This window comes from Oceanisphaera marina (assembly GCF_014643915.1).
Taxonomy (GTDB): domain Bacteria; phylum Pseudomonadota; class Gammaproteobacteria; order Enterobacterales; family Aeromonadaceae; genus Oceanimonas; species Oceanimonas marina.
This window is the reverse complement of record NZ_BMKE01000009.1, coordinates 30,161-53,437: the sequence shown is the minus strand read 5'-3', so window position 1 is coordinate 53,437 and position 23,277 is coordinate 30,161. Positions and strand designations below refer to the sequence as shown.

The window sequence follows — 23,277 nt, the reverse complement described above, 5'->3', positions numbered from 1 at the left end:
CCCCTTTGCTCTTCACACGTTACTCTTGCTGCTTTTTTCGTCCGGCTGCGGCGGCCAGCATGGTGTGTAACAATTCGTGGGCATCGAATTTGGTTAACGCCCGGTTGGCGCCCACCTGTTCGGCATAGCTGAGGCTCATCTCGCTGCTTAACGATGAGTGCAGGATAATCCAGGGTTGATGCAGTCGAGCGTTGTTACGCACCTGAAACGCCAGCTCGTATCCATCCAGCCCCGGCATTTCAATATCACTCACCAAAATATCGATGGGATTACCGTTGTCATTGGCGGTGATCATGCGTGCCAAGGCATCGTTACCATCGTGAGTGACCTGATAATCGATGTTTTTACGATCAAGCACATCGCACAGCTGTTTTCGGGCAACGACCGAGTCATCTACCAGCAAAATGGATAATCCGCGCAGGGTTTCAACTTCCATATCATTCAACAGTACATCCTGGCTGCGTAGAGATTCCGGATAGACCCTGGCCAGCAGCAGTTCCAAATCCAATAGCTGAACCAGCTGTTCGTCTATGTTCACCAGCCCGGTAATAAAGGCATTTCTGCCCAGCGCCTTGGGCGGGGGGGATACTTCTTTCCAGTCGGTTTCAACGATACGCTGTACGTTACGTACCAGAAATCCGATTTCTTTGCGATGTACATCGGTCACTATGACCGACGCGTTGGCACGATCTTCACCCGTCAGCGGCGGGTAGCCTATGGCGGCGGCCATATCGATAACAGGGACAGCTGCGCCGCGAAAGGTGGCCGTGCCAATCACAGTGTGCTGACTGCTGGGCAGTCGGGTTAACCGGGGAAGTGGCATGATTTCGCGAATTTTCAGTGTGCCCAAGGCAAACAAACGTTGGCCTGCCAGCTGGAACAACAACAGCTTTTGCAGTTGCTTGGGATGTTTACTCATACATTCTCATACCCTTTTAATTGGCAAAATGGATACCCAGGGTCTGGTGACCTTACGCGGTGACATCTTGTTCGAGTTAAATACGTTTAGCCGTCAGTAGAGCCGCGCTAACCTTTTATTTTTTTACGCAAGGGCCAACCCGTGGCCGACTTTACCAGCTTGAATAACACTTTATGAAATCGGATTGGCGGCGAGCTCAGACAGATGACTGATACTGCTGCCAGACGGTCGCTTATCGCGAACCCTTTTGTTCGTGTCGCTTAAGGCGTACTGCCTTTTACTTGCTGATTAATGTGCCAGCGCAACAGCTGCGGATAAGCAGCAAGGCGCGCCGCCTGCTTGGCGGTCACCGGCTGACTGAGCTCATTGTCTAACAGCAGCGCTTCGCCTTGTTGCCAGGGGTAAAACACCGGCTGCTTGTTCAAGACATACCCCCCTTCCTGATCAATCCATAGCAGTACGTTGTAACCAAAGGCCCGTGCCGGGTCGTCAACAGGAGCCAGTATGTTACGTCCGCCTAACGCCAAGTAAGGCTGTTGCGACAGACTGTAATGATACAAGGTGGGCATGATATCTTTGTGGGATCCCACGCGTTGCGGATCAAAATGCCAGTTACTGTGCGCCAGAATGGCCTCCGGCACATAGAGATAAAAAGGCACTCCCCGATCCAGCACCTGTTCATCGGGATAAAACGCCTTCACGCGGCGCATTTGATGATCGCCGCTCGCGGCAATCAGGGTGCGCTGCGCCAGAGGCGAGCCTTTGATATGGTCGATAAAGCCACCCAGTGCATCCGCCGCATACTGGAAGGTGGTTAAAATGTTGTGTGGCTCAATGGCGCCGTCTTCAATGTGTTGCCGGTATTTCGCCGTCACGGCCACGGGCTGCGGGCGGTAGGTATTGGGGGTGACGTAGGGCGGATGATTGGTCACGCTTAAGATGCTGATAAACAGCGGCTGATCCGTCTCGGCTTCGGCCAGCAGGGTTTCGGCCAGGCGATAGGCATATTCATCTGGCAGCCCCCAGTCGGTCATGAATTGCTCTGCTTCTGGGTAACGCTGCAAGAGTGAATTCTGATCGTAAACCTTGTCCACCCCCTGCAACGGCAGATAATTCACCAGGTTACGCCACATCATGTTGCCGGGAGAGATGAAAATAATGCGATAACCGGCTTTCTTGTAGATATCGAAGGGGGTATCCAGATCGACATGCTGGGCGGAAGAATGACTGATATTCTGTACCGGACTGTTGAAAAACAGGGCGGCCAGCGAAGGTGCGGTGCCATTGTCTTGCGATAGAAACCGTTTGAACAAAAAGTCTTGAGCAAAGTGGGGGCGCAGCCGGCCCAGCAGGTCATTATCACCTTGTTGATCAAACGCCAGCATGTTGCTGCCCAGACTTTCCATCAGCGCCATCACCACATGGGGTTTATGCCGAGCCAGATAATCGTTGGCTGGAGTCTGGTTATCAATAGAAGAAAAATGCAACGTCTGCAGCAGCTGTTGGCCCTGTTCAATACTGGCAGGTGTAAAGGCGACGTCTCTTTTTTTATCTTTTCTGGCCCAGTCCAGCGCCATCAGTGCATTGGGCGTGAGTTGGTTCAGCACCGTTAATTCGGAAACCTGAGCATTGCCACGGCGCAGTGGAAAGGTGCCTATGCTGCCACGGGCAAACACAAATACGATGCTGATACCAACTAGGCAATACACCACAAACAGCGACCAGGGCCAAGAGCGTTTGGCCGGCACCGAGCGCAACTGGAACCGAGCCTGCAGGCTGGGTAGTAGGGCTGCCAGCAAGGCGGCCAGGCTGGCTTCCAATACTGGATAGTCCTGGCCCATATTGGCCAGCACCGCTGTGGTATCATCTTCAAACAGCCCAAAGGCGAACACGTCAAAATGATGATGATAGGTTTGGTAATAATAGAAATTACCGATGGCCGCCGCCGCCACGATAAGGCTGATCAGTGCGATAAAGAAAGGAACCAGGCGCCGCCAGACTTGCCAGCCGTTATGCCAGGCAGCTAGCAATAAACCGGTCAGTAACAAGGGTGCCAATGCCATGCCGGCAATGCGTAAATCATACCTGATCCCGGTTATCCACATGCGCCGGACATCATCAGCCCGTTCAGCCAGCATCTGGGGGTCGGTAAACTGCTGAAACATGAGGTAGCGAGCACCCAGTAAAATCAGTGTCAGCCATGCTATTTGTACCCAGAGCAGGCGAAACAGCAGGCGAATTCGGGGTTGGTACATAGGTCACTCAGGCTGAAAATCAAGCGGTCATTATAATAAATATTTCATAAAAAAAGCCGCAAACTCGCGGCTTTTTTACTTGATGTGGTGAGCTAAGGCTTATGCCACCTTGTCATTGATTACATGTATATCCATCTGCGGGAATGGGATGCCGATGTTGTTGGCGTCCAGCTCGTTCTTTATTTTCTCCAACAAGTCGAACTTGAGTGCCCAGTAATCACCGGCCTCAACCCAGGGGCGAACGATAAAATCGACCGAAGACGCGCCCAGGTTACTGACCGCAATACGACACTCTGGCTCTTTGAGTACCCGAGGGTCTTCGTTGATGATGCGGGTCAGCACTTCTTTGGTCAGCTTCAAATCGGCGCTGTAAGACACACCAATGACCAGGTCGAGTCGACGGGTTTTCTCTTTGGAATAGTTGATGATGTTGTCGTTCAGGATCTTGGCGTTGGGTACCACTATCATGCGATTGTCGGGGGTCATCAATATGGTGGTGAAAATCTGTACCGAATGTACGGTACCGGCGGTGCCGCCGGCTTCCACATAGTCACCGGCTTTGAAGAAACGAAAGCCGATCAATAATACCCCGGCGGCAAAGTTGGACAGTGAGCCTTGCAACGCCAGGCCCACGGCCAGACCCGCAGCACCGATAATGGCGATAAAAGAGGCGGTTTGTACCCCGACTCGGCCCAGAGCGGCGATAATCACGAAGGCCAGCAGACCGTACTTGATGAGGCTGGTCACGAAATCAGAAATGGTGTTATCCACATTGCGCTTTTTCATGACCGAGTTCACACCGCCGGTGAGTATGCCCACCGCGATAAAGCCGATCACCAGAGTCAGAATTGCCGCGGTAATGTTTACCGCATAGTGAATAATCAGCTCCTGATTATTACTGATCCAGCTTTGAGCCTGATTGACGATATCTGGGCTGAGAATGTCAGTTTCCATCGGTTTACCTCTTGTTATATAGAGTGCCCGACCATTAAGACTGGGTGGTCAGTGTGGATAATTGTGGCAGCAGTAGCTGCCAGTGGCTGTCAAAATTCAGTGTGGGCTTAAGGCGAAACTGGCTGCGTACATACTGGTTGATACGGCCTTCCAGGTAGGCCAGCAGCAGATTGGCCAGCACTTTTTCGTCGGTAGCAAAGCCTTCGCCTTCGTATAATCGCCGCTCGCGCATCACTTGCTTGAGCTGGACATCCAATCGTTCAAACAATTGATTAATACGTGCCAGCAGCCGCTCGTGTTCACCCTGTAGGGCATCACCATTCAGCAGCCGAGTGATGCCGGGATTACGTTCACAAAAGCCCAGTATCAGCTGCATGATGTAGCGCAGCCGTAAGGCACAGTCTTTTTCATCCTGCAGGATCAGATTGATTCGAGAGAACAGTGTCTCTTCAATAAAGTCGATTAATCCCTCAAACATGCGCGCCTTGCTGGGAAAGTGACGATATAACGCCGCTTCGGATACGCCAACCTCGGCCGCCAGTTTGGCGGTGGTAATGCGCTGCCCCGGGCTGGTTTCCAGCATATGGGCGAGTGCTTGCAGGATTTGTTCACGACGATTTTTTTTGACTTGGATGTTGGCCATGGATACGCGTCACTCGGTTATTGGCGACCGGAAGAGCCGAAACCGCCTTCTCCCCGTTCGCTTTGGTCAAACTCGTTCACGAGCGTAAATTGGGCCTGCACCACGGGCAGAATAACCAGTTGTGCAATGCGCTCACCCGGCTCTATGGTGAAAGGCGCCGACCCACGGTTCCAGCAGGATACCATTAACTGGCCCTGGTAGTCAGAGTCAATCAGACCCACCAGATTGCCCAGTACGATGCCGTGCTTATGGCCCAGGCCCGAGCGTGGCAGTATGGTGGCGCACAGGCCGGGATCGGCAATATGAATCGCCATGCCGGTAGGCAACAGCTGGGTGTCGCCGGGTTCCAGGGTCAGGGGTGCGTCTAGGCAGGCGCGCAAGTCCAAACCGGCCGAACCTGGGGTGGCGTAGGCCGGTAACGGGAAGTCGGTGCCTACACGAGGGTCAAGAATTTTAAGCTCTATGGGTGTCATGATATTTTTCTGCAATCAAGGTGAGAAGAAGGATAGCCAGCTCGGATTTGCCGGCCAGTGGTAATTCGGTTTTCCCTGTTGGCCAGAGCACGGTCAGCGCATTACTGTCGCTGTTAAAGCCCTGCCCGGCCGCGGCCACGTTGTTGGCCGCTATCATATCCAGTTTTTTGCGGTTGAGCTTGTCACGGGCGTATTGTTCCAGATCCCGGGTCTCGGCCGCAAAGCCGACCGTAAATGGCTTGTTTTCCCGTGCCGCAACGTCGGCCACAATATCGGGATTTTTGGTCAGTTCTATGACCATGGCGTCGGACTGCGTTTTTTTAATTTTATGCTCGGCCACCGTTTTGGGGGCATAGTCTGCCACGGCGGCACAGGCGATAAAAATGTGCTGCCGGGCGATATCCTGCATCACGGCGGCATGCATCTGGGCGGCACTTTCCACATCAATACGGGTTACCCCCGTCGGCGTGGCTAATGCAACCGGGCCACTGACCAGCGTGACCTCGGCGCCCAGCCGTGCGGCAGCGTGAGCCAGTGCGAAACCCATTTTGCCCGAGCTATGGTTGGAAATAAAACGCACCGGGTCCAGCGCTTCCCGCGTGGGGCCGGCGGTGAGCATCAGTTTTATGCCGGCCAATGGCTGCGTCTGTGGCGGGAATTCGAGAGCAAAATGCTGCTCGATAAGCGCCACCAGCTCCATGGGCTCCAACATGCGACCCGGACCCACATCGCCACAGGCCTGGGCGCCCTGTGCGGGGCCCCATATTCGTGTTTGTCGTTGGGCCAGCACGCTCAGGTTCTCTTGCGTGGCGGGGTGGCGGTACATCTGTTGGTTCATGGCCGGCGCCACGGCCAGGGTTGCCGGTGTGGCCAGGCAGAGCGTAGTCAGCAGATCATCGGCCAGCCCGGCTCTGAGTCGAGCCAGGGTATTGGCGCTGGCAGGGGCTATCAGTACCAGATCGGCCCATTTGGCCAGTTCGATATGTCCCATACCGGCTTCGGCTGCGGGATCGAGCAAGGCATCGGATACCGGCTCACCCGAGACGGCCTGCAGGGTCAGCGGCGTAATAAATGCCTTGGCTGACTCTGTCATGACCACCCGTACTTCGGCGTGACGTTCTTTGAGGCGACGCACCAGCTCGGCGCTTTTATAGGCCGCTATGCCGCCGCTAATCCCTATTAAAATGCGTTTTCCTGTTAAATACATCACTGTTTTCCACCTGCTGACAGAGCGGCAAGATTATCATAAAAACAGCCTTTGCGGCGCCGGCTTGGCTTTAGGCTAGGCTTAGTCGTAATCATGACAAAGCGACAGGCCGAGACTGTTGCTGAACCATTATTGCGACAAGGAGGTGATATGAGCATTAAAGACTGGCCTCAGGGAGAGCGACCGAGAGAGAAATTGCTCAATCGAGGGCCGGACAGCCTGTCGGATGCCGAATTGCTGGCCATTTTTTTACGCACCGGCGCCAAAGGCATGGATGCGGTGACGCTGGCTCGTGCTTTGTTGAATCAATTTGGTTCTTTGCGCCAGTTGTTATTAGCGGATCAGCACAGTTTTTGTTCCGGCCCGGGACTGGGGCTGGCGAAATACGTGCAATTGCAGGCCAGTCTGGAGCTGATGCGCCGGTTTCTGGATGAAAAACTGATCCGCGAGCATGCCCTGACCAGTCCCGAACTGACCCGGCAATTTTTACAATCGCGATTACGGGATCAGCCCCGAGAAGTATTCGCCCTGTTATTGCTCGATAATCAACACCGCGTGATGGAGTTTCACGAACTGTTTTTTGGTACAGTAGACGCTGCCGCCGTGTATCCGCGTGAAATTGTCTCACTGGTGCTAAAACGGGGTGCTGCGGCGGTCATTTTGGTGCATAATCACCCATCCGGCGTCGCCGAACCCAGTCGGGCCGACCGCATGATTACCGAACGCATTCAATCGGCCCTTGGGTTGTTAGATATACGCGTGCTGGATCATTTAGTGGTGGGTGATGGCGAAACCGTTTCTTTTGCCGAACGTGGCTGGCTTTAATGGTCGCGTTTTTGGCTTTTTGTTGATCTTGCGCTCAGTATGCTGTATAAATTGCCGCCTTATTTTGCCCCGATAGACGGCCAACGGGGTGATTAATTGCTCGAGCAAAAGTAAGTTTTGGAGAAGACTGACATGTCTAAAGTATGCCAAGTAACTGGTAAGCGGCCAGCTGTTGGTAACAACCGCTCACACGCCAAAAACGCTACCAAGCGTCGCTTCCTGCCTAACCTGCAAACTCACCGTTTTTGGGTTGAAAACGAGAAGCGTTTTGTAAAACTGCGCGTTACCACTAAAGGTATGCGTATTATCGACAAAAAGGGTATCGACGTTGTCTTAGCTGACATGCGTGCCCGTGGCGAAAAGGTTTAAGGAGTTAACCAATGGCTAAAGGTATTCGCGAGAAGATCCGCCTGAACTCAAGCGCTGGTACTGGTCACTTCTACACCACGACCAAGAACAAGCGCAACATGCCTGAAAAAATGGAAATCAAGAAGTTTGATCCCGTTGTACGTCAGCATGTGATCTACAAGGAAGGCAAAATCAAATAAGATTTTGTGTTCTTGAAAACCCGGCTCCGGCCGGGTTTTTTTATGCCCGCAATCTTGGATATACTGCCATTGAGCCGATAGGAGAGTGTGAATGCCTGAGTTACCAGAAGTAGAAGTCAGTCGTCAGGGGATCACTCCCTTCATGTTGGGCGAAACAGTGATGCGAGTGGTGGTGCGTAATGCCAGCTTGCGTTGGCCGATTCCGGGTGAAATTCAGGACATGGTCGGGCTGACCATTACCGGAGTCCGTCGTCGTGCCAAGTATCTGCTGCTGGAAACCGACTGGGGTACCGCCATTTTGCATTTGGGCATGTCGGGCAATTTAAAAGTATTGCCGCACGGCAGCCCGGTCGGCAAGCACGACCACGTCGATATAGAGCTGGGTAACGGCAAGCTGCTGCGCCTGAATGACCCCCGTCGTTTTGGTTGCCTGTTATGGACCAGAGAACCGGTAGAACAGCACCCCTTGCTGGCCAAGTTGGGGCCTGAGCCGCTGACCGACGACTTTGATGGTGATTATCTGTATCAGCGCAGTCGCAAGCGTAAAATTGCGGTCAAGCAGTTTATTATGGATAACCATGTAGTGGTGGGGGTGGGGAATATCTACGCCAACGAGTCCTTGTTCAGCGCCGGTATTCACCCCCAGCGCGCCGCCAATGAGGTAGGGCCTGCCCAGTATCTGGCATTGGCGGGCGAAATTAAAAAGGTGCTGGCACGGGCAATTACTCAGGGCGGCACCACCCTGAAAGACTTTACCGGCAGCGACGGCAAGCCCGGCTACTTCGTGCAAGAGCTGCAGGTATATGGCCGAGTCGACCAGCCTTGCTCTGCTTGCGGCGCCATGCTGCAAGAAGTGCGCATGGGTGGGCGCAGCACCGTCTTCTGTCCGCTGTGTCAGCCGAAACGGTGAAGAGTTATGGGTAAGGGGCAAAGAGAGCGAGACAAGATCATAGACTCAAACCAGGGCTATTTCGCACTTGTCCGCCTCTATGCTAGACGCTGGGCGCTATCTTCAAGGCGATGGCCTGGGTGACGGCCTCGGGTACAAACTGGCTGATGTCGCCGCCGTGAATCACCACTTCCTTGACCAGGGTAGAAGAAATAAACGAGTTTTCTTCTGCCGGAGTCAGAAACACGCTTTCCAGTTCCGGCATCAGGCGCCGGTTCATATTGGCCAGTTGAAACTCATATTCAAAGTCGGAGACGGCCCGCAAGCCCCGGATCAGTACCCTGGCTTGATGCTGCTTGGCAAAGTCGACCAGCAGGCCGGAAAACCCCACCACTTTTACATTACCCAGTGTCTGCGTTACCTGCTTTACCAGCGTCACTCTTTCTTCCAAGTCAAACATGGGGCGCTTACTGGGGCTAAAAGCCACGCCCACAATGACTTCGTCAAACAACAGCGAGGCACGCTCAATTAAATCCAGGTGACCATTGGTGATGGGATCGAAGGTGCCGGGATAAATGACCCTGGTACTCATATTGCATCCTTATTAACAAACGACAGAGAGAAAGATTAGGGTAGAATAGTACCGCATAACGGCCAGTGGGAGAGCGAAGTGATGAAACGAATCTTGGTAGTGCGTAACGATAAAATTGGTGATTTTATGCTGGCGTGGCCGGCATTTGCCATGCTTAAAGCCTCTACCGACTGCCATGTTACCGCTCTGGTGCCCGGGTATACCCAGGCATTGGCCGAGCTTTGCCCCAGTATTGATCAGGTGATGATAGATCCCGGCAAATCAGCCAATTCGGCGGCTCAGCAAAACTTGCTCGAACAGCTTAAATGCGGTGACTTCGATGCCGTTATCTGCCTGTTCTCCAATTTTCGCAACGCCAAGCTGATGTGGCAGGCGCGTATAGTGCAGCGCTGGGCACCGGCGACCAAGCTGGCCCAGCTGCTGTATAACCACAGAGTCACTCAGCGTCGTTCCCAGTCGACCAAGCCGGAATATGAATACAATCTGGATCTGGTGCGGGCTTTTTTACAGCACAACGGAATAACGATAATAGAGCCAAAGCCCCCATATCTCACCTTTAATGAGGCTGAGCTCGCCCGGTTCAAGAGCGAGCTGGCACGGCAGCTGGATGTGGATGCCAGCAAGCCCTGGTTGTTGATACACGCCGGCAGTGGCGGCTCGGCCAATAACCTGTCTGTGGAGCAATATGCCGACTTGCTGGCGCGCTTGTGGGAGACTTACCCCGGGTTACAGCCGATTTTGACCGCCGGCCCAGGTGAACAGGCGTTGGCGCAACAGGTGGTGGACCAGGTCGGGCAGCGCGTGGCACTGGCACATGATCTGGCGTTGCCCGATTTCTGCCGGCTGCTGGCCTGTGGCAGCCTGTTTGTGGCCGGCAGCACGGGGCCATTGCACATAGCGGCGGCATTGGATGTGCCGACCGTGGGCTTTTTCCCACTGCGCCGCTCTGCCACTCCATTACGCTGGCGGCCATTAAACAGTGAAGGACGCCACCTGGCGTTTCATCCCCCAGCGAATGTCGAAGTAGAAGATATGAGCCAGGTGGATATCGCCGAGGTGGCCGCTGCCGTTACTCCCTGGGCCCGCGGGTTTTTGTCTTGATCCATAAATCTGCATATTTAGCGAAGGTGGAATGAGCCGAGAGCAGGCTCAATAGCAGTCCTTGCCTGCCATCCAGAAAACCGGCTTTAAGAATATACATCTTCATAAAACAGCCCACGCCGTGCAACAGGCCCCGGCCCAGAGAGCCTTGTTTACCTCTTTGCTGGCGTTGTTCGGCCCAGGCGGCGGCATAGCCGGCAGACTTCACCAGATAATGCTCTAAATCACGATAGGTATAGTGCAGCAAGTCGCCTTTGAGCTTCTTTACTTTCATCCCTTTCCTGATCTCGACTTTTTCATGTACCAAGGCATCGTTATAGCCGGTCAGTGCCTTGGGGTAGAGGCGTAACACCCGATCCGGATACCAGCCACAATGGCGTATAAAGCGGCCAAAGACCCAGGATAGCCGCGCTACCGAGTAAACTGTATTGACGGTTGGCTTGGCCAGAATGGCTTCTATGCTGGTTTTAAGATCTGGGGTAACGCGTTCGTCGGCATCGACCCAGAGTACCCAATCCGACTGCACATGGGCCTGGGCAATTTGTCGTTGCTTACCAAAGCCGGGCCAGCTGTCATTCACAAAAAAGCGTGCGCCGGCGGCTTCTGCCACCACCTGGGTGTCATCTGTGCTGCCTGAATCCAGCACTACTACTTCATCCACCCAATCCAGAGTGGCCAGGCAATCGGCTAGATTTTCTGCTTCATTTTTAACAATCAATACGGCGGCCAGGGTAGGGCGAGTACTCATCAAGAAGGCTCCTGCAGCAAGTTAAAATCATGGATTATACGGTCAAATTGCGCTGTTACCTGGTCGATACCGATGCGTTGCATGGCGTTGGCGTCTTTTACCCTAGTACGCCAGGGGAGCTGCTCGGCGGTTTTGCCGTTTTCTGCCAGCAAGGCCTCGTCGTATGCGCTGACCACATAGTCGCGACAATAATAGGGCCCAGTGCGCTTGGGGTTGTGATGGGCGTACAAGCCGAGTACGGGGGTACCCATTAAGGTCGCCATATGAGTAGGTCCGGTATCCGGCGCTACCACCAGGCGAGCGACCTCAATTAAGGCCAGCAGTTGCGGCAGACTGGTGTTACCCACCAGGTTATGAGCGATATTATGCGTTAATTGCTCGATGCTGGCGGCTAATTCCCGTTCTTGTCGTGCCGGGCTGCCAATTAATATCACTTTTATACCCAAATGATGCGCATGATCGGCCAGAGCGGCGTAGCCTTCGGCGGTCCAGTTTTTATACGCCTTGCTTGCGGCGGGGCATATCAGTAGCAGCGGTTGCTGCTGGGCATAGGTTTGCGCCCATCTCTGTGCCTCCTCGGGAGCAGTCAGCGACCAACGGGGCTTAACATCGGTCAACCCCAGCGCCTGACCAAAAGCCATAAATCCATCCACCACATGTTCGCCGGTGGCGGTCACCTGGTGATTGGTAAACAGCCACTGGCCATCTTTGGCGCGCTGGCGATCAAATCCTAACTTATGTGTGGCGCGAATGCCCAGACTGGCAATACTGGCCCGCAGCGCGGCCTGCATGTGCAGCAGCACATCAAACTTGCGGCCGCGCAGTTGCTTCCAGAGATCGAGGTAGGCGCCCATACCGGCGGCTTTATCGAATACGATGATTTCGACACCTGGCACTAACTGCAGCAATTTGGCCTCAATTTTACCGGTTATCCAGGTAATGCGAGTGTCAGGCCACTGGCGCTGTATTGCCTGCACCAAAGCAATGGCATGACAGCAATCGCCAATGGCGGACAAGCGTAATAAACAAAGGCTGGCGGGAGCCGAGCTTAGCAATGCCATATTAAATCTCCAGGATCTGATCCCAGCATTATGCAAAGGCTGACGTGCCATGTAAAATCTGTCTTTTCGGCTTGGGCGGAGACGGCAGTGGAACGAATAGAGCACGGTTCTGAAATTATCTGGTACGACCCGGAGTGTTTTGGCGCATTTAATCGTGATTTTTTTGAGATTGATTACTGGCGTGAACAGAATGCTATCAGGGGCAAGGCCGTTGGGCGCAATACCACCTGGTTTGTCGAAGATGCCGTGGGGCACAAGGTACTTCGTCATTACTACCGTGGCGGCATGATTGGCCGGGTAATGGAAGATACCTTCTTGCACGTTGCCGAGTCTAAAAGCCGCGCCATGGCCGAATTTACCGTGCTGGCCAAGCTGTATCGTCGTGGCTTGCCCGTTCCCCGGCCTTGTGCGGCGCGTATGGTGCGCTCCAACCTCGTTTATCGTGCCGATATCATCTTGAGCCGCATCAATAACTCTCGTGATCTGGTGGCTATTTTAAAAGAAAGAGCGCTGAGCAAGAGCGAATGGCAAACCGTGGGTAAAACCATTCGCCAATTCCATGAAGCCGGTCTGTATCACGCCGATTTGAATAGCCACAATATATTGCTTGATGATGACGGTAAGGTCTGGCTGATCGACTTCGATAAATGCCACTTTCGCCAGCCCAGTACCTGGACCCGGGAAAACATGGATCGGCTGTTACGCTCTTTTCGCAAAGAGAAAGGGCTACACCCTGAATTTCACTGGCAAGAAGCCGACTGGCGTACGCTGTTGAATAGCTACAAGTCAAAACAGCTTTAAGCAAGCCGCTCTTTATCGAACGGCAGAAACCGACAATGAGTGGAGATATCTCCACTCATTGTGATTAGGTAAAACGTGAGATCTGCAGGAGTGTTTTATCTATCGCTCCTTTGTTGCTGTTTACCACATGCAATGCCTGTTGACCTACGCGCAAACGATACGCTTTGTCTTTAAAAAGGTGGGCCAATGACTCGGCCAACGTATGGCTGTCATGCACGGTAATCAGCCCGTTATTTTCTGACAGTCGCTGATAGATATCATTGAAGTTAAACACCGAAGGCCCTGTGATTACGGGCTTGCCCAGTGCTGCAGGCTCCAGCAGATTATGACCGCCACGTTCGATCAGGCTCCCGCCTACAAACGCCACATCGGCTGCCGCCAGCATGATCGGTAGCTCGCCCATGGTATCACCCAGATAGACCTGAACGTCTGCAAGCGTTGCCTGTGTTCGCCGGCTCACGGTGAGTTGTTGCTGCGTAATCAATGCCGCAACCTGGTCGAACCGCTGCGGATGGCGTGGCACCAGTATCAACAGGGCTTCAGGTTGACTTTGCAGTAGCATCTTATGTGCCCGCAGCAATTGCTCGTCTTCCCCTTCATGAGTCGAGGCGGCAATCCATATTGGTCGCTCAACACCGAGTTGTTCACGCAGCAGTTGTCCCTGGTGACGAATATCGTCGTCGTAATCAATATCGAACTTGATAGAGCCAGTCACGCTCAATTTTTCACGGGAGAGACCCAAAGCGACAAAGCGCTCGGCATCATCCTGGTGCTGACAGGCTATGTGGCTGATATTGGTTGATAACAGCCGGAATATGCCATGAAAACGTTGGTATCGCGCCGCAGAGCGCGCCGACAGTCGGGCATTCAACACCATGACCGGCAAGTGCCGCTTTCCACAGGCTGCCAGCCAGTTGGGCCAGAGCTCGGTTTCCATAATCAGCAGTGCCCGCGGCCGAATGCGGCGCAAGAACAAGGCCACAGCCCAAGGAAAGTCCAGCGGCGCATAGCGGTGCTCGATTACATCCCCCAACTTTTCCGCCAGATCGGCGCCGGTACGAGTTGTGGTGGTGACCAAAATAGGCAGCTCTGGCTGTTCGGCCTTAAGCGCTTTAATCACGGCGGTGGCGGCAATCATCTCGCCCACGCTGACCGCATGTAACCAAACGGGTCGCTCTTGCCGTGAGGCGGGCACCCAGCCCAGGTGTTCCGGCCAGCGGCTACCAAAGCCGGGCTTGCCTTTTTTAGGCCAATACAGCAGTGCCAGTAGTAAAGGGCTGAACAGATGTATTAGCAGATTATATATAAAGCGATAAATCATGAGGTTACCGAAGGCTGTCGATCATATGTTCTGGCGACGTCAGTCGTGCTATAGCGGCAAGGACCTTTTCTGCGGGCAGCTCCTTCAGACACTTTAAATGGCCCAATGGACACTCTCGCTTGAAGCAGGGGCGGCATTCAATATCGGTATGAACAATCGCCACCCTTTCTGCCAACGGCGGGGTGTATTTAGGTGAAGTTGAACCATAAATCGCAACCAAAGGACGTTGTAATGCGGCTGCGATATGCATCAAGCCTGAATCATTAGACACGACAGTGGCGCTTAACGCCATCAGATCAATGGCCTGATGCAGCGAGGTCTTGCCTGCCAGAATGTGGCAATGCGTTTGCAGTGCTGCGGGTAAATAATGGCGAATGGCCTCGGCAACCGGAATGTCTTTGGCCGAGCCAAATATCCATATCTGCTTTCCCTGCTCTATCTGGTGCCGGGCAACCTCTGCGTAGTGTTGTTCCGGCCAGCGTTTAGAGGGACCAAACTCAGCGCCCGGGCACAGACTGACGATGGGCTTTTGAACATCTAGCGTTAGCTCACTCAAAGCTTGCTGCTGATTATCCAGATCGATTTGTAATTTTGGCCAGGGTATCGCCGGTATGCAATGGCTGTCTTTCATGTCTGTTTTGGGATAAGCCAGTGCCGCATAGCGTTCGACCATCAACGGAAAGTCGGTTTTGTTGCTGCGCAGATCATTCAGTAATCCGTAACGTGACTCGCCTTTCCAGCCTGTGCGCTTTTTGATGCCTGCGAACAGCGGTATTAGCGCCGATTTCAAGGAGTTGGGCTGTACTATGGCCCAGTCATAGCCTTCGGTGGCCAGTTGCCGGCCAAGGCGGAAGCGTTCGGCGAGCTTGAAGTCACCATGTCCCAGTGGCATCACTATGGCTTTGTCTACTTCAGGCATCCGCTCCAGTAGCGTACAGCACCAGGCCGGCGCCATCACATGCAGCTCTGCCTCGGGGTGCTGTTGTTTTAGGGTGATGTACAGACTTTGGGACATCACCATGTCTCCGACCCAGGAAGGGCCTACAATCAAAATTTTCATAGAGTACCAGCATTATGTAATACAGATAATCAGGCAGACACGATACTATTATATGAGAATGTCTGAAAGATTCTTAATTTCATTTTTTTGAGAAAAAATCGCTCTAGCCAATAAAATGTTGCTAGATGCTAGCTCAATTTCTTGATTGAAATTAATTAAGATTATATTAAATAGTTCTCGAAGGTGTTCAATATCCCTGTCTCTGGCTAAGTGTATATGAAACCCTAATTTTTTAAACTCTGGGAAGACCGTGTTGTCATATACAATACATATTAAGCCGTTGCCTAAAGCTTCTATAAGGGCGTTGGATAGCCCCTCTCCGTGACTTGGGAATAAAAAAATAGAAGCATCATGAAATAATTCTTGTGGTTGTGGGTGGTACCCAATTAGCTCTGCTTGACCCTCTAGGTTTCTGTTTTTTATTTCATTATTCAGCTTTAATAGGTAATTTTTATCATCTCCTGTGCCGACCAGTTTTAAGGGGATGTCTGTGTTTTCAATTGCCTGTAAAGCATCAATTTGGCCCTTCCCGTGTGCTATCCTACCTATATGTATGGCTTTTTTTGTTGGTTTTTGCGGCGGCGTTGACATAAAGTTAGTACTAGTGTAAATGACACCTGAATTAGCTTTATCAGATATAGGGATTATTTTTTCTACATTTTTAAGTAAGTGTTCGCTAATGCATAAATGATAGTTTACCCTACTGTAAAGCCAGCGGTGCAATAAATCCTTTTTACTACTGGATCTAGTAGTTCCATATCTTACTATTAACTTGACCTTAGTTAACCCTATCAGTGAAAAATAAATTGATTTTATTTCTGAGGTGCCGAGAAATATAATATTTTTAATTTTTTGTTTTATTATTATTTCTCGTAATTTCGATATTAAACCGATGCTGAATTTAGTCTTGAATCTCACTTCTTGATAGTTAATGCCAGCCAGACTTGCCTGCTGAGAAATAAAACTGCCATGTTTACATACTAGTAGTGTTGAAATGCCAGCATGAGTAAGCCCTTTAGTCATTTTTATCGCATCGAGTTCCATGCCACCAGCAAAGTGTGATAAGCACAAAACCACAACGTCACATTGATTGATGTTCATATTGCGTTTCTCATTGGATATATAACATATTTTGATAATTATTGTGTTTCGTACTGGTGATATACGTTGAAATGTGAATTTATCTATACTAAGTAATGATTAACTTATCTTAGACTTTAGTTAATATATTCTTAGTGTCAGTGGTGTTGCTTTAGTGATTCTTATATGGAATATGATGGGCTAATTAATATAAATTTTGGATAGAGCCTGCACATGAGCATGTATACTAAATATCTCTTTAGCTCTACTCTGAGCAAGGTTAGCGATCTCATGATGATTCTCTTGTTGAATGTCTTTAATTGCCGAAGCAAAGCTTTCGGCCGAGTCGGGGGATGCTAACAGGCCTGTATCGGCAATAATTTCCGGCAGAGCCCCTGAGTTAGCTGCAACGATTTTCTTTCCGGCAGCCATCGCTTCAATAGCGGTTAGACCAAAAGCCTCATTTTGCGAAGGAATGCATACCACATCCATGATCGCCAGCAGATTAGGCATATCATACCGAAAGCCAGAAAAAACGACTTTATTATTTAAACTATAACTGTCTATCCTGCTATTCAGCTCTTTGACAAAATTTTCATCGGCTCCATCTTGTGCGGTTAATCCACCAACAATCAGTAGTTTTGCATCTTTAAATTCATCGTCGTCGTGCAATAACTTAAAGGCATCAAGCAGTACCAAATGGCCTTTGCCTGGACTGAGCCGCCCTGGGAGACCAATGATGGGCCGCTGCTCAGATAGTCCAAGTTCTTGCTTGATGTCGTTTATTTCTCTATCTGGAGCTTGAAATTCTGTTCCTAGCCAAAGTCGTTGTATTTTATCTGCTTGAACAGGAAGGGCATTAAGGTTGCGAGCCAAAGTGACGTCGCTGATAGACAGCACTTGATCTACGTGGCTATATATCCAACGATGCAGTAGGTCTTTTTTCGGACGTGTAACACCCATATGTTCTGTAAAAATGATCCGGCAACCAGTGAGCTTTTTTAGCAAGGTCGCCAGTCGCAGGTCGCTGGACTTGTGGCAATGCAGTACCGATATCTTTTTACTTCTAAGCCAATTAGCTATCTTTTTGAGACTGATAAAAGCATTTGCCTGGCTATTGACTTCAAAAACATCGATCCCCAAGTTATGAAAGGATTGTGCTACCTTGCCGCCTTTAAGACAAATAGCCACCGCTTGCCAGCCTTGTTCTGGTAAGTACTTGCTGACACGTGCCGGATACATTTCCAATCCACCCCAGCCTTTAGAGAGACAGATATGGGCAACACTGTGGCGATGACTATTCATATTGATCCTTATTTATTCAACCAAGCCATGTATTCACTGGTACCTTCTGCCACTGTCTTGAATTTGTGGGGGTAACCGGCGGCGCGCAGTTTGGTGAGGTCGGCCTGGGTAAAGCTCTGGTAACGACCTTTTAGCTGCTCGGGGAAGGGGATGTATTCGATGCTACCCTTGCCGTGATGTTTGATGACCGCTTCAGCGACGTTCTGGAAAGGTTCGGCCTGGCCGGTGCCGCAGTTGAAAATGCCGCTCACTTCTGGGTTTTCCCAGAACCACAGGTTAACCTTGCACACATCTTCTACATAGATGAAGTCGCGCATCTGGCCGCCGTCAGGGAAGCCGTCGCAACCTTCAAACAGCTTGGGATTTTCGCCTTTATGCAGCTGGGTATTGAGGTGGAAGGCCACGCTAGACATGCCGCCTTTATGCTGTTCGCGAGGGCCATAGACGTTGAAATACTTGAGCCCTACGACCTGGGAACTGATCTCGGGCAGCAACTGGCGAACATACTGGTCGAACAGTTGCTTGGAGTAGCCGTAGACGTTGAGCGGCTGCTCGTATTGTGGTTCTTCAATAAAGTTGTCGTTGCGTCCACCATAGGTGGCAGCAGAAGAGGCATAAATGAACGGAATTTCCCGCTCAACACAGTAATGCAGCAAGTCTTTGGAATACTGATAGTTGTTTTCCATCATAAACTTGCCGTCCCACTCTGTGGTGGCCGAGCAGGCGCCTTCATGAAAGATGACTTCAATGCCGCCCCATTCCTCGAACTCGTCGCCGGAAAAAATGCGCTGAATGAATTCGTCTTTGTCGAGGTAGTCGGCAATGGTGAGGTCGACCAGGTTAACGAATTTGGTGCCATCGGTGAGGTCATCGATAACCACTATATCGGTGCGTCCTTGATCGTTAAGGTTTTTTACCAGATTACTGCCGATAAAGCCGGCGCCGCCAGTCACAATGATCATCGCTGTATGCCTCTTGTTGGCCGGAAGCTGTCCGGCAAAACGAACTAAATTGAACGTAAAGTTTATCACGCTTACCAGGCAGAAAACTAACCCGCCAGCCTGTGTTATGCTTCAGTAAACAACTTTTAAGCATTTGGTTAAGCTGATGAAAACCAAAGAACGCATCGTTTCTGCCGCATTACAGTTATTCAATGAGCAAGGTGAAGCCAATGTCACCACCAATCATATTGCCGCTCATCTGGGCATGAGCCCTGGGAACCTTTATTACCATTTTCGTAATAAAAACGACATTATTCACCGTATTTTTCTGCAATATAGCGAACATTTACGCAAGGGATTCACCCCGATCAATGGTCCTGCCAGCGCCAGTCCGGCGGTATGGTTTCATTATCTGGATGCGATTTTCTATGTGATGTGGGAATTTCGTTTTTTCTACGCCAATCTCAACGATATTTTGCAGCGTGATCCCGAACTGCATCGGCAATATCTGGTAGTGCAGCAGGAACTGGCCCTCAATCTGCAGTCGTTACTGCGCGAGCTGAACAAACAACAGGTGCTGGCTATTCCCGACAGTGAAATAGAGCCCATTACCGAGATGCTTCGCATGTTGGTGTCGTTCTGGGTGAGCTATCAGTCTGCACAATCGCTTACCCCTCATATCAGTCAGTCTGTGCTCTATGAAGGTGTGTCCCGGGTGTTGCTGCTGCTCAAGCCTTATTTTCATCCCGAGCAGGGACTCGAACTGGCAAAGCTGATGGCACATTATCAGGCGCTGGCAGCCAAACCCAGTGATCCCTTTCACAAATAGTGGTTGATGACAGAATTTGCTGTGATAGTTTGGTTATTAAGAAGTAAAATGGTCTGATTAACCCTCAGATAGCCAGATTGATAGCGGGAGTTCACTATGTCAGCGGCATTTTATGCTCATTTATCCGAACAATTAGCGCAAACCAAAGCAGAAGGACTCTTCAAGCAAGAGCGTATCATCAGCTCGGCCCAAAGTGCTGCCATAGAAGTGGGGCAGCAAGAGGTCATCAACTTTTGTGCAAACAATTACCTGGGGCTGGCTAATCATCCCGAGTTGATCGAAGCGGCCAAGCAAGGGCTGAACAGTCATGGCTTCGGCATGGCGTCGGTGCGCTTTATCTGTGGCACTCAGGATTTGCACAAGCAACTGGAAGCCGATCTGTCTGCCTTCTTGGGGATGGAAGACACCATTCTTTATACCTCCTGTTTTGACGCCAATGCCGGCCTGTTTGAAACCCTGCTCGGGCCTGATGATGCCATTATTTCCGATGCGCTCAACCATGCCTCCATTATCGATGGCGTGCGTCTGTGCAAGGCGAAACGCTATCGCTACGCCAACAACAACATGGCCGAGCTGGAAGCACAGCTGCAGCAGGCCGAGGCCGACGGTGCGCGTTTTAAACTGATTGCCACCGACGGTGTGTTCTCGATGGACGGCGTGATTGCCAATCTGAGTGCCATTTGCGACTTGGCCGAGCAATATAATGCCATGGTGATGGTGGATGACTCCCATGCCGTTGGTTTCGTCGGGGAGCAAGGGCGCGGTACTCCCGAATACTGCCAGGTGATGGATCGGGTTGATATTATTACCGGCACCCTGGGTAAAGCCTTGGGCGGCGCTTCTGGCGGTTATACCTCGGGTAAAAAAGAAGTGATCGACTGGCTGCGCCAGCGTTCACGGCCTTATCTGTTCTCCAACTCGGTGGCGCCGGCGATTGTGGCCGCATCCATTAAAGTGCTCGACATGCTGAAAAACGGCGGTGAATTGCGCGAAAAGGTGCGAGAAAACAGCGCCTATTTCCGCCAGCAGATGAGCGCGGCCGGTTTTATCCTGGCGGGTGAAGATCACGCCATTATTCCGGTCATGCTGGGTGATGCGGCCCTGGCCGCCCAAATGTCCGACAAGCTACTCGAACGCGGCATTTACGTGATTGGTTTCTCCTTCCCGGTAGTACCAAAAGGCCAGGCTCGTATTCGTACCCAAATGTCGGCGGCGCACAGTCGCGAACAGCTGGACAAGGCCATTGCCGCCTTTATTGAAGTCGGCCAAGAGCTGGGTGTGATTTAAGGAAACCATGATGAAAGCATTAGCAAAACTGAAGGCAGAACCCGGCATCTGGATGACAGACGTACCCGAGCCGGAGCTGGGTCATAACGATTTATTGATAAAAATTCGCAAAACCGCTATTTGCGGTACCGATATTCATATCTATAACTGGGATGAATGGTCGCAAAACACCATACCCGTGCCCATGGTCGTGGGGCATGAATATGTTGGCGAAGTGGTCGCTCTGGGCCAGGAAGTGCGGGGCTTTGCGGTAGGCGATCGTGTCTCGGGGGAAGGGCATATTACCTGTGGCCACTGCCGTAATTGCCGCGCCGGGCGTACTCATCTGTGCCGTAATACGGTGGGTGTAGGTGTTAACCGCGAAGGTGCTTTTGCCGAGTACCTGGTCATCCCGGCATTCAATGCCTTTAAACTGCCGGACGAAGTATCCGACGATCTGGCCGCCATCTTCGACCCCTTTGGTAATGCGGTACACACCGCGCTTTCGTTCGATTTGGTGGGCGAAGATGTGTTGATTACCGGTGCCGGCCCCATTGGTATTATGGCGGCGGCGGTGGCTCGCCATGTGGGCGCTCGCCATGTGGTGATCACCGATGTGAACGAATATCGGCTGGATCTGGCGCGCAAGATGGGCGTGACCCGGGCAGTGAATGTGGCCAATGAAAAGCTGGATACCGTGATGGCTGAACTGGGCATGACCGAAGGCTTCGATGTGGGGCTGGAAATGTCTGGTGTACCGGCAGCCTTCTGCGACATGCTCGATAAAATGAACCATGGTGGCAAGGTGGCCATGCTGGGGATCCCGCCATCGGATATGGCGATTGACTGGACCCAGGTTATTTTCAAAGGGCTGGTACTTAAGGGTATTTATGGCCGGGAAATGTTTGAAACCTGGTACAAGATGGCCAGTCTGATCCAGTCAGGCCTGGACTTAAGCCCCCTGATCACCCACCACTTCAAGGTGGATGATTTTCAGCAGGGGTTTGACACCATGCGCTCGGGTCAGTCCGGCAAGGTGATCCTCGACTGGACCTGAAAATCTGCTCTCTTATGTTGATGACAAAAGGTCGGCTTAGCCGGCCTTTTGTATTTATCGCGCTGACTTGTCGTGCTTGACCGTTTGGCTATCCTTGTTGTAATTGCGCCTTGCTTCACACTTCTTCTATTTCTGCTCTAACCGGTGTCATACGCAGCACATTTTGCTTGTTAAAGTGGCACACTCAGGTTAGAAAAAGAACAGTCCGAAGTTCTTCGGCGCAACAACTCAATGGACAGAGGGAAGCGAAATGATCACATGGAACAAAAAAGCGGTGACCGCGGCGGTGTCGATTGCCCTGGGTTATGGTGTGGCATTTTCGGCCTCGGCAGAGACCGTTAAAATCGGTATTGCCGGGCCCATTACCGGCGCGGTGGCGCAATATGGTGACATGCAATTTACCGGCGGCCGTATGGCGGTCGAAATGCTCAACAAGTCTGGCACGCTCGGGGACTATACCCTGGAGGCGGTGGAATATGATGACGCCTGTGACCCCAAGCAGGCGGTAGCGGTGGCAAACCGGGTGGTGAACGACGGCATCCAGTTTGTGGTCGGTCACCTGTGCTCCGACAGTACCTTGCCGGCCTCGGATGTATACGACGACGAAGGCATTCTCATGATCACGCCAGCCTCTACCAACCCGGTGATCACCGAGCGTAATCTGGAATTTGTGATGCGCACCATAGGGCTGGACAGTGATCAGGGCCCAACAGCGGCGCGCTACATCATGGAGCAGGTCAAACCCAAGCGCATCGCCATTATCCACGATAAAAAACAATACGGTGAAGGCCTGGCCTCCAGCGTGCGCGATGCACTGAAAGAAGCGGGTGTAGACGTGGTGGCCTACGAAGGGGTGACCTCGGGCGACAAGGATTTTTCTACTCTGGTGGCCAAGCTACAACGCGATAAAGTCGATTTTGTCTATTACGGTGGCTATCACCCGGAATTGGGGCTGATCTTGCGCCAATCTGCCGAAAAAGGCTTTAACGCCCGCTTCATGGGGCCGGAAGGCGTGGGGCACAAAGACATTACCTCTATTGCCGGTGAAGCCTCGGAAGGGCTGCTGGTCACCCTGCCGAAAAAGTATGACCTGGATCCGGCAAACGTGGATGTCGTGCAGGCCATTCAGGCCAAGGGTGAAGATGCCAGTGGTCCTTTTGTGTGGACTACCTATGCGGCGGTGGAAGCCATTGCCGAAGGTCTTAAGCGTGCCGGTACCGATCCGGCGGCCGTGGCAAAAGCGCTGCGCGCCGAGCCGGTCAATACCGTGATGGGGCCTTTGTCCTGGGATGAAAAAGGCGACCTTATGGGATTCGAATTTGGTGTATTTGAATGGCATAAAGACGGTACTTCAACTCAGATGTAAACCTGGACGCGTTTGCATTATCTCGTCCTCGATTAA

24 protein-coding genes are annotated in these 23,277 nt (G+C 51.9%); 10 read left to right on the top strand and 14 right to left on the bottom strand.

Annotation, left to right across the window (positions count from 1 at the left end; translation table 11 throughout):
- Positions 1 to 19: 19 nt before the first annotated feature.
- The 6 genes from IEW52_RS07180 to coaBC all read right to left on the bottom strand — a co-directional run bounded on the left by IEW52_RS07180 (position 20) and on the right by coaBC (position 6,451).
- Positions 20 to 919, bottom strand: coding sequence for a chemotaxis protein (locus IEW52_RS07180; RefSeq protein ID WP_188629389.1), 900 nt, complete (start codon positions 917 to 919; stop codon positions 20 to 22).
- Between the two features lie 260 nt (positions 920 to 1,179).
- Positions 1,180 to 3,174, bottom strand: a complete 1,995-nt coding sequence (locus tag IEW52_RS07175) for an LTA synthase family protein (protein ID WP_188629388.1) — start codon at positions 3,172 to 3,174, stop codon at positions 1,180 to 1,182.
- 99 nt (positions 3,175 to 3,273) lie between these two features.
- Positions 3,274 to 4,128: a small-conductance mechanosensitive channel MscS gene (mscS, locus tag IEW52_RS07170; protein ID WP_188629387.1), complete on the bottom strand. Its 855-nt coding sequence runs from the start codon at positions 4,126 to 4,128 to the stop codon at positions 3,274 to 3,276.
- A gap of 34 nt (positions 4,129 to 4,162) precedes the next feature.
- A complete protein-coding gene (slmA, locus tag IEW52_RS07165; protein WP_188629386.1) occupies positions 4,163 to 4,771 on the bottom strand; it encodes a nucleoid occlusion factor SlmA in 609 nt (202 codons plus the stop codon).
- Positions 4,772 to 4,788: 17 nt separating this feature from the next.
- Entirely contained in the window at positions 4,789 to 5,247 is a 459-nt protein-coding gene (dut, locus tag IEW52_RS07160) for a dUTP diphosphatase (protein WP_188629441.1), read from the bottom strand.
- Positions 5,225 to 6,451, bottom strand: a complete 1,227-nt coding sequence (coaBC, locus tag IEW52_RS07155; RefSeq protein ID WP_188629385.1) for a bifunctional phosphopantothenoylcysteine decarboxylase/phosphopantothenate--cysteine ligase CoaBC — start codon at positions 6,449 to 6,451, stop codon at positions 5,225 to 5,227. The genes dut and coaBC overlap by 23 nt, the downstream gene beginning before the upstream one ends.
- Before the next feature lie 150 nt (positions 6,452 to 6,601).
- Here coaBC and radC point away from each other — a divergent pair, with 150 nt between their 5' ends.
- The 4 genes from radC (at position 6,602) to mutM (ending at position 8,734) form a co-directional block, all read left to right on the top strand.
- Positions 6,602 to 7,276, top strand: a complete 675-nt coding sequence (gene radC / locus IEW52_RS07150) for a RadC family protein (protein WP_188629384.1) — start codon at positions 6,602 to 6,604, stop codon at positions 7,274 to 7,276.
- A gap of 132 nt (positions 7,277 to 7,408) precedes the next feature.
- Entirely contained in the window at positions 7,409 to 7,645 is a 237-nt protein-coding gene (rpmB, locus tag IEW52_RS07145) for a 50S ribosomal protein L28 (RefSeq protein WP_188629383.1), read from the top strand.
- Between the two features lie 11 nt (positions 7,646 to 7,656).
- Positions 7,657 to 7,824 (top strand): 50S ribosomal protein L33, encoded by a 168-nt coding sequence (gene rpmG, locus IEW52_RS07140; protein ID WP_071472289.1) that lies wholly within the window; start codon positions 7,657 to 7,659, stop codon positions 7,822 to 7,824.
- A 91-nt stretch (positions 7,825 to 7,915) separates the two neighbouring features.
- A complete protein-coding gene (gene mutM / locus IEW52_RS07135) occupies positions 7,916 to 8,734 on the top strand; it encodes a bifunctional DNA-formamidopyrimidine glycosylase/DNA-(apurinic or apyrimidinic site) lyase (RefSeq protein WP_188629382.1) in 819 nt (272 codons plus the stop codon).
- Between the two features lie 82 nt (positions 8,735 to 8,816).
- Here mutM and coaD read toward each other — a convergent pair whose 3' ends face one another.
- Positions 8,817 to 9,305, bottom strand: a complete 489-nt coding sequence (coaD, locus tag IEW52_RS07130) for a pantetheine-phosphate adenylyltransferase (RefSeq protein WP_188629381.1) — start codon at positions 9,303 to 9,305, stop codon at positions 8,817 to 8,819.
- Positions 9,306 to 9,386: 81 nt separating this feature from the next.
- Between coaD and IEW52_RS07125 the strand changes: the two genes are divergently transcribed.
- Positions 9,387 to 10,406 (top strand): glycosyltransferase family 9 protein, encoded by a 1,020-nt coding sequence (locus IEW52_RS07125; RefSeq protein ID WP_188629380.1) that lies wholly within the window; start codon positions 9,387 to 9,389, stop codon positions 10,404 to 10,406.
- Here IEW52_RS07125 and IEW52_RS07120 read toward each other — a convergent pair.
- Together IEW52_RS07120 and IEW52_RS07115 are read right to left on the bottom strand one after the other, a co-directional pair.
- Positions 10,375 to 11,154, bottom strand: a complete 780-nt coding sequence (locus IEW52_RS07120; RefSeq protein WP_188629379.1) for a glycosyltransferase family 2 protein — start codon at positions 11,152 to 11,154, stop codon at positions 10,375 to 10,377. The genes IEW52_RS07125 and IEW52_RS07120 overlap by 32 nt on opposite strands.
- Positions 11,154 to 12,215 carry a glycosyltransferase family 9 protein gene (locus IEW52_RS07115; RefSeq protein ID WP_188629378.1) on the bottom strand — a complete coding sequence of 354 codons (1,062 nt, stop codon included), beginning with the start codon at positions 12,213 to 12,215 and terminating at the stop codon, positions 11,154 to 11,156. Before IEW52_RS07115 ends, IEW52_RS07120 begins: the two co-directional genes overlap by 1 nt.
- A gap of 87 nt (positions 12,216 to 12,302) precedes the next feature.
- On the opposite strand from IEW52_RS07115, the gene IEW52_RS07110 reads away from it, so the two are divergent.
- Positions 12,303 to 13,016, top strand: coding sequence for a 3-deoxy-D-manno-octulosonic acid kinase (locus IEW52_RS07110; RefSeq protein WP_188629377.1), 714 nt, complete (start codon positions 12,303 to 12,305; stop codon positions 13,014 to 13,016).
- 64 nt (positions 13,017 to 13,080) lie between these two features.
- On the opposite strand, the gene waaA is transcribed toward IEW52_RS07110, so the two are convergent.
- From waaA to rfaD, 5 genes are all read right to left on the bottom strand, one after another.
- Positions 13,081 to 14,337, bottom strand: coding sequence for a lipid IV(A) 3-deoxy-D-manno-octulosonic acid transferase (waaA, locus tag IEW52_RS07105; protein WP_188629376.1), 1,257 nt, complete (start codon positions 14,335 to 14,337; stop codon positions 13,081 to 13,083).
- Positions 14,338 to 14,341: 4 nt separating this feature from the next.
- Complete coding sequence (gene waaF, locus IEW52_RS07100; protein WP_188629375.1) at positions 14,342 to 15,397, bottom strand: lipopolysaccharide heptosyltransferase II; 1,056 nt, start codon at positions 15,395 to 15,397, stop codon at positions 14,342 to 14,344.
- A gap of 48 nt (positions 15,398 to 15,445) precedes the next feature.
- A complete protein-coding gene (locus IEW52_RS07095) occupies positions 15,446 to 16,498 on the bottom strand; it encodes a glycosyltransferase (protein ID WP_188629374.1) in 1,053 nt (350 codons plus the stop codon).
- 180 nt (positions 16,499 to 16,678) lie between these two features.
- The gene (locus IEW52_RS07090) at positions 16,679 to 17,782 is read right to left on the bottom strand and encodes a glycosyltransferase family 4 protein (protein ID WP_188629373.1); all 1,104 of its coding nucleotides are present in this window, start codon (positions 17,780 to 17,782) and stop codon (positions 16,679 to 16,681) included.
- Between the two features lie 8 nt (positions 17,783 to 17,790).
- A complete protein-coding gene (rfaD, locus tag IEW52_RS07085) occupies positions 17,791 to 18,744 on the bottom strand; it encodes an ADP-glyceromanno-heptose 6-epimerase (protein ID WP_188629372.1) in 954 nt (317 codons plus the stop codon).
- Between the two features lie 145 nt (positions 18,745 to 18,889).
- Here rfaD and IEW52_RS07080 point away from each other — a divergent pair, with 145 nt between their 5' ends.
- From IEW52_RS07080 to IEW52_RS07065, 4 genes are all read left to right on the top strand, one after another.
- Positions 18,890 to 19,552 (top strand): TetR/AcrR family transcriptional regulator, encoded by a 663-nt coding sequence (locus tag IEW52_RS07080; RefSeq protein ID WP_188629371.1) that lies wholly within the window; start codon positions 18,890 to 18,892, stop codon positions 19,550 to 19,552.
- Positions 19,553 to 19,648: 96 nt separating this feature from the next.
- Complete coding sequence (locus IEW52_RS07075; RefSeq protein ID WP_188629370.1) at positions 19,649 to 20,839, top strand: glycine C-acetyltransferase; 1,191 nt, start codon at positions 19,649 to 19,651, stop codon at positions 20,837 to 20,839.
- 10 nt (positions 20,840 to 20,849) lie between these two features.
- Complete coding sequence (gene tdh / locus IEW52_RS07070; RefSeq protein WP_188629440.1) at positions 20,850 to 21,875, top strand: L-threonine 3-dehydrogenase; 1,026 nt, start codon at positions 20,850 to 20,852, stop codon at positions 21,873 to 21,875.
- A 250-nt stretch (positions 21,876 to 22,125) separates the two neighbouring features.
- Positions 22,126 to 23,241 carry a branched-chain amino acid ABC transporter substrate-binding protein gene (locus IEW52_RS07065; protein ID WP_188629369.1) on the top strand — a complete coding sequence of 372 codons (1,116 nt, stop codon included), beginning with the start codon at positions 22,126 to 22,128 and terminating at the stop codon, positions 23,239 to 23,241.
- The last annotated feature ends 36 nt before the right edge of the window (positions 23,242 to 23,277 follow it).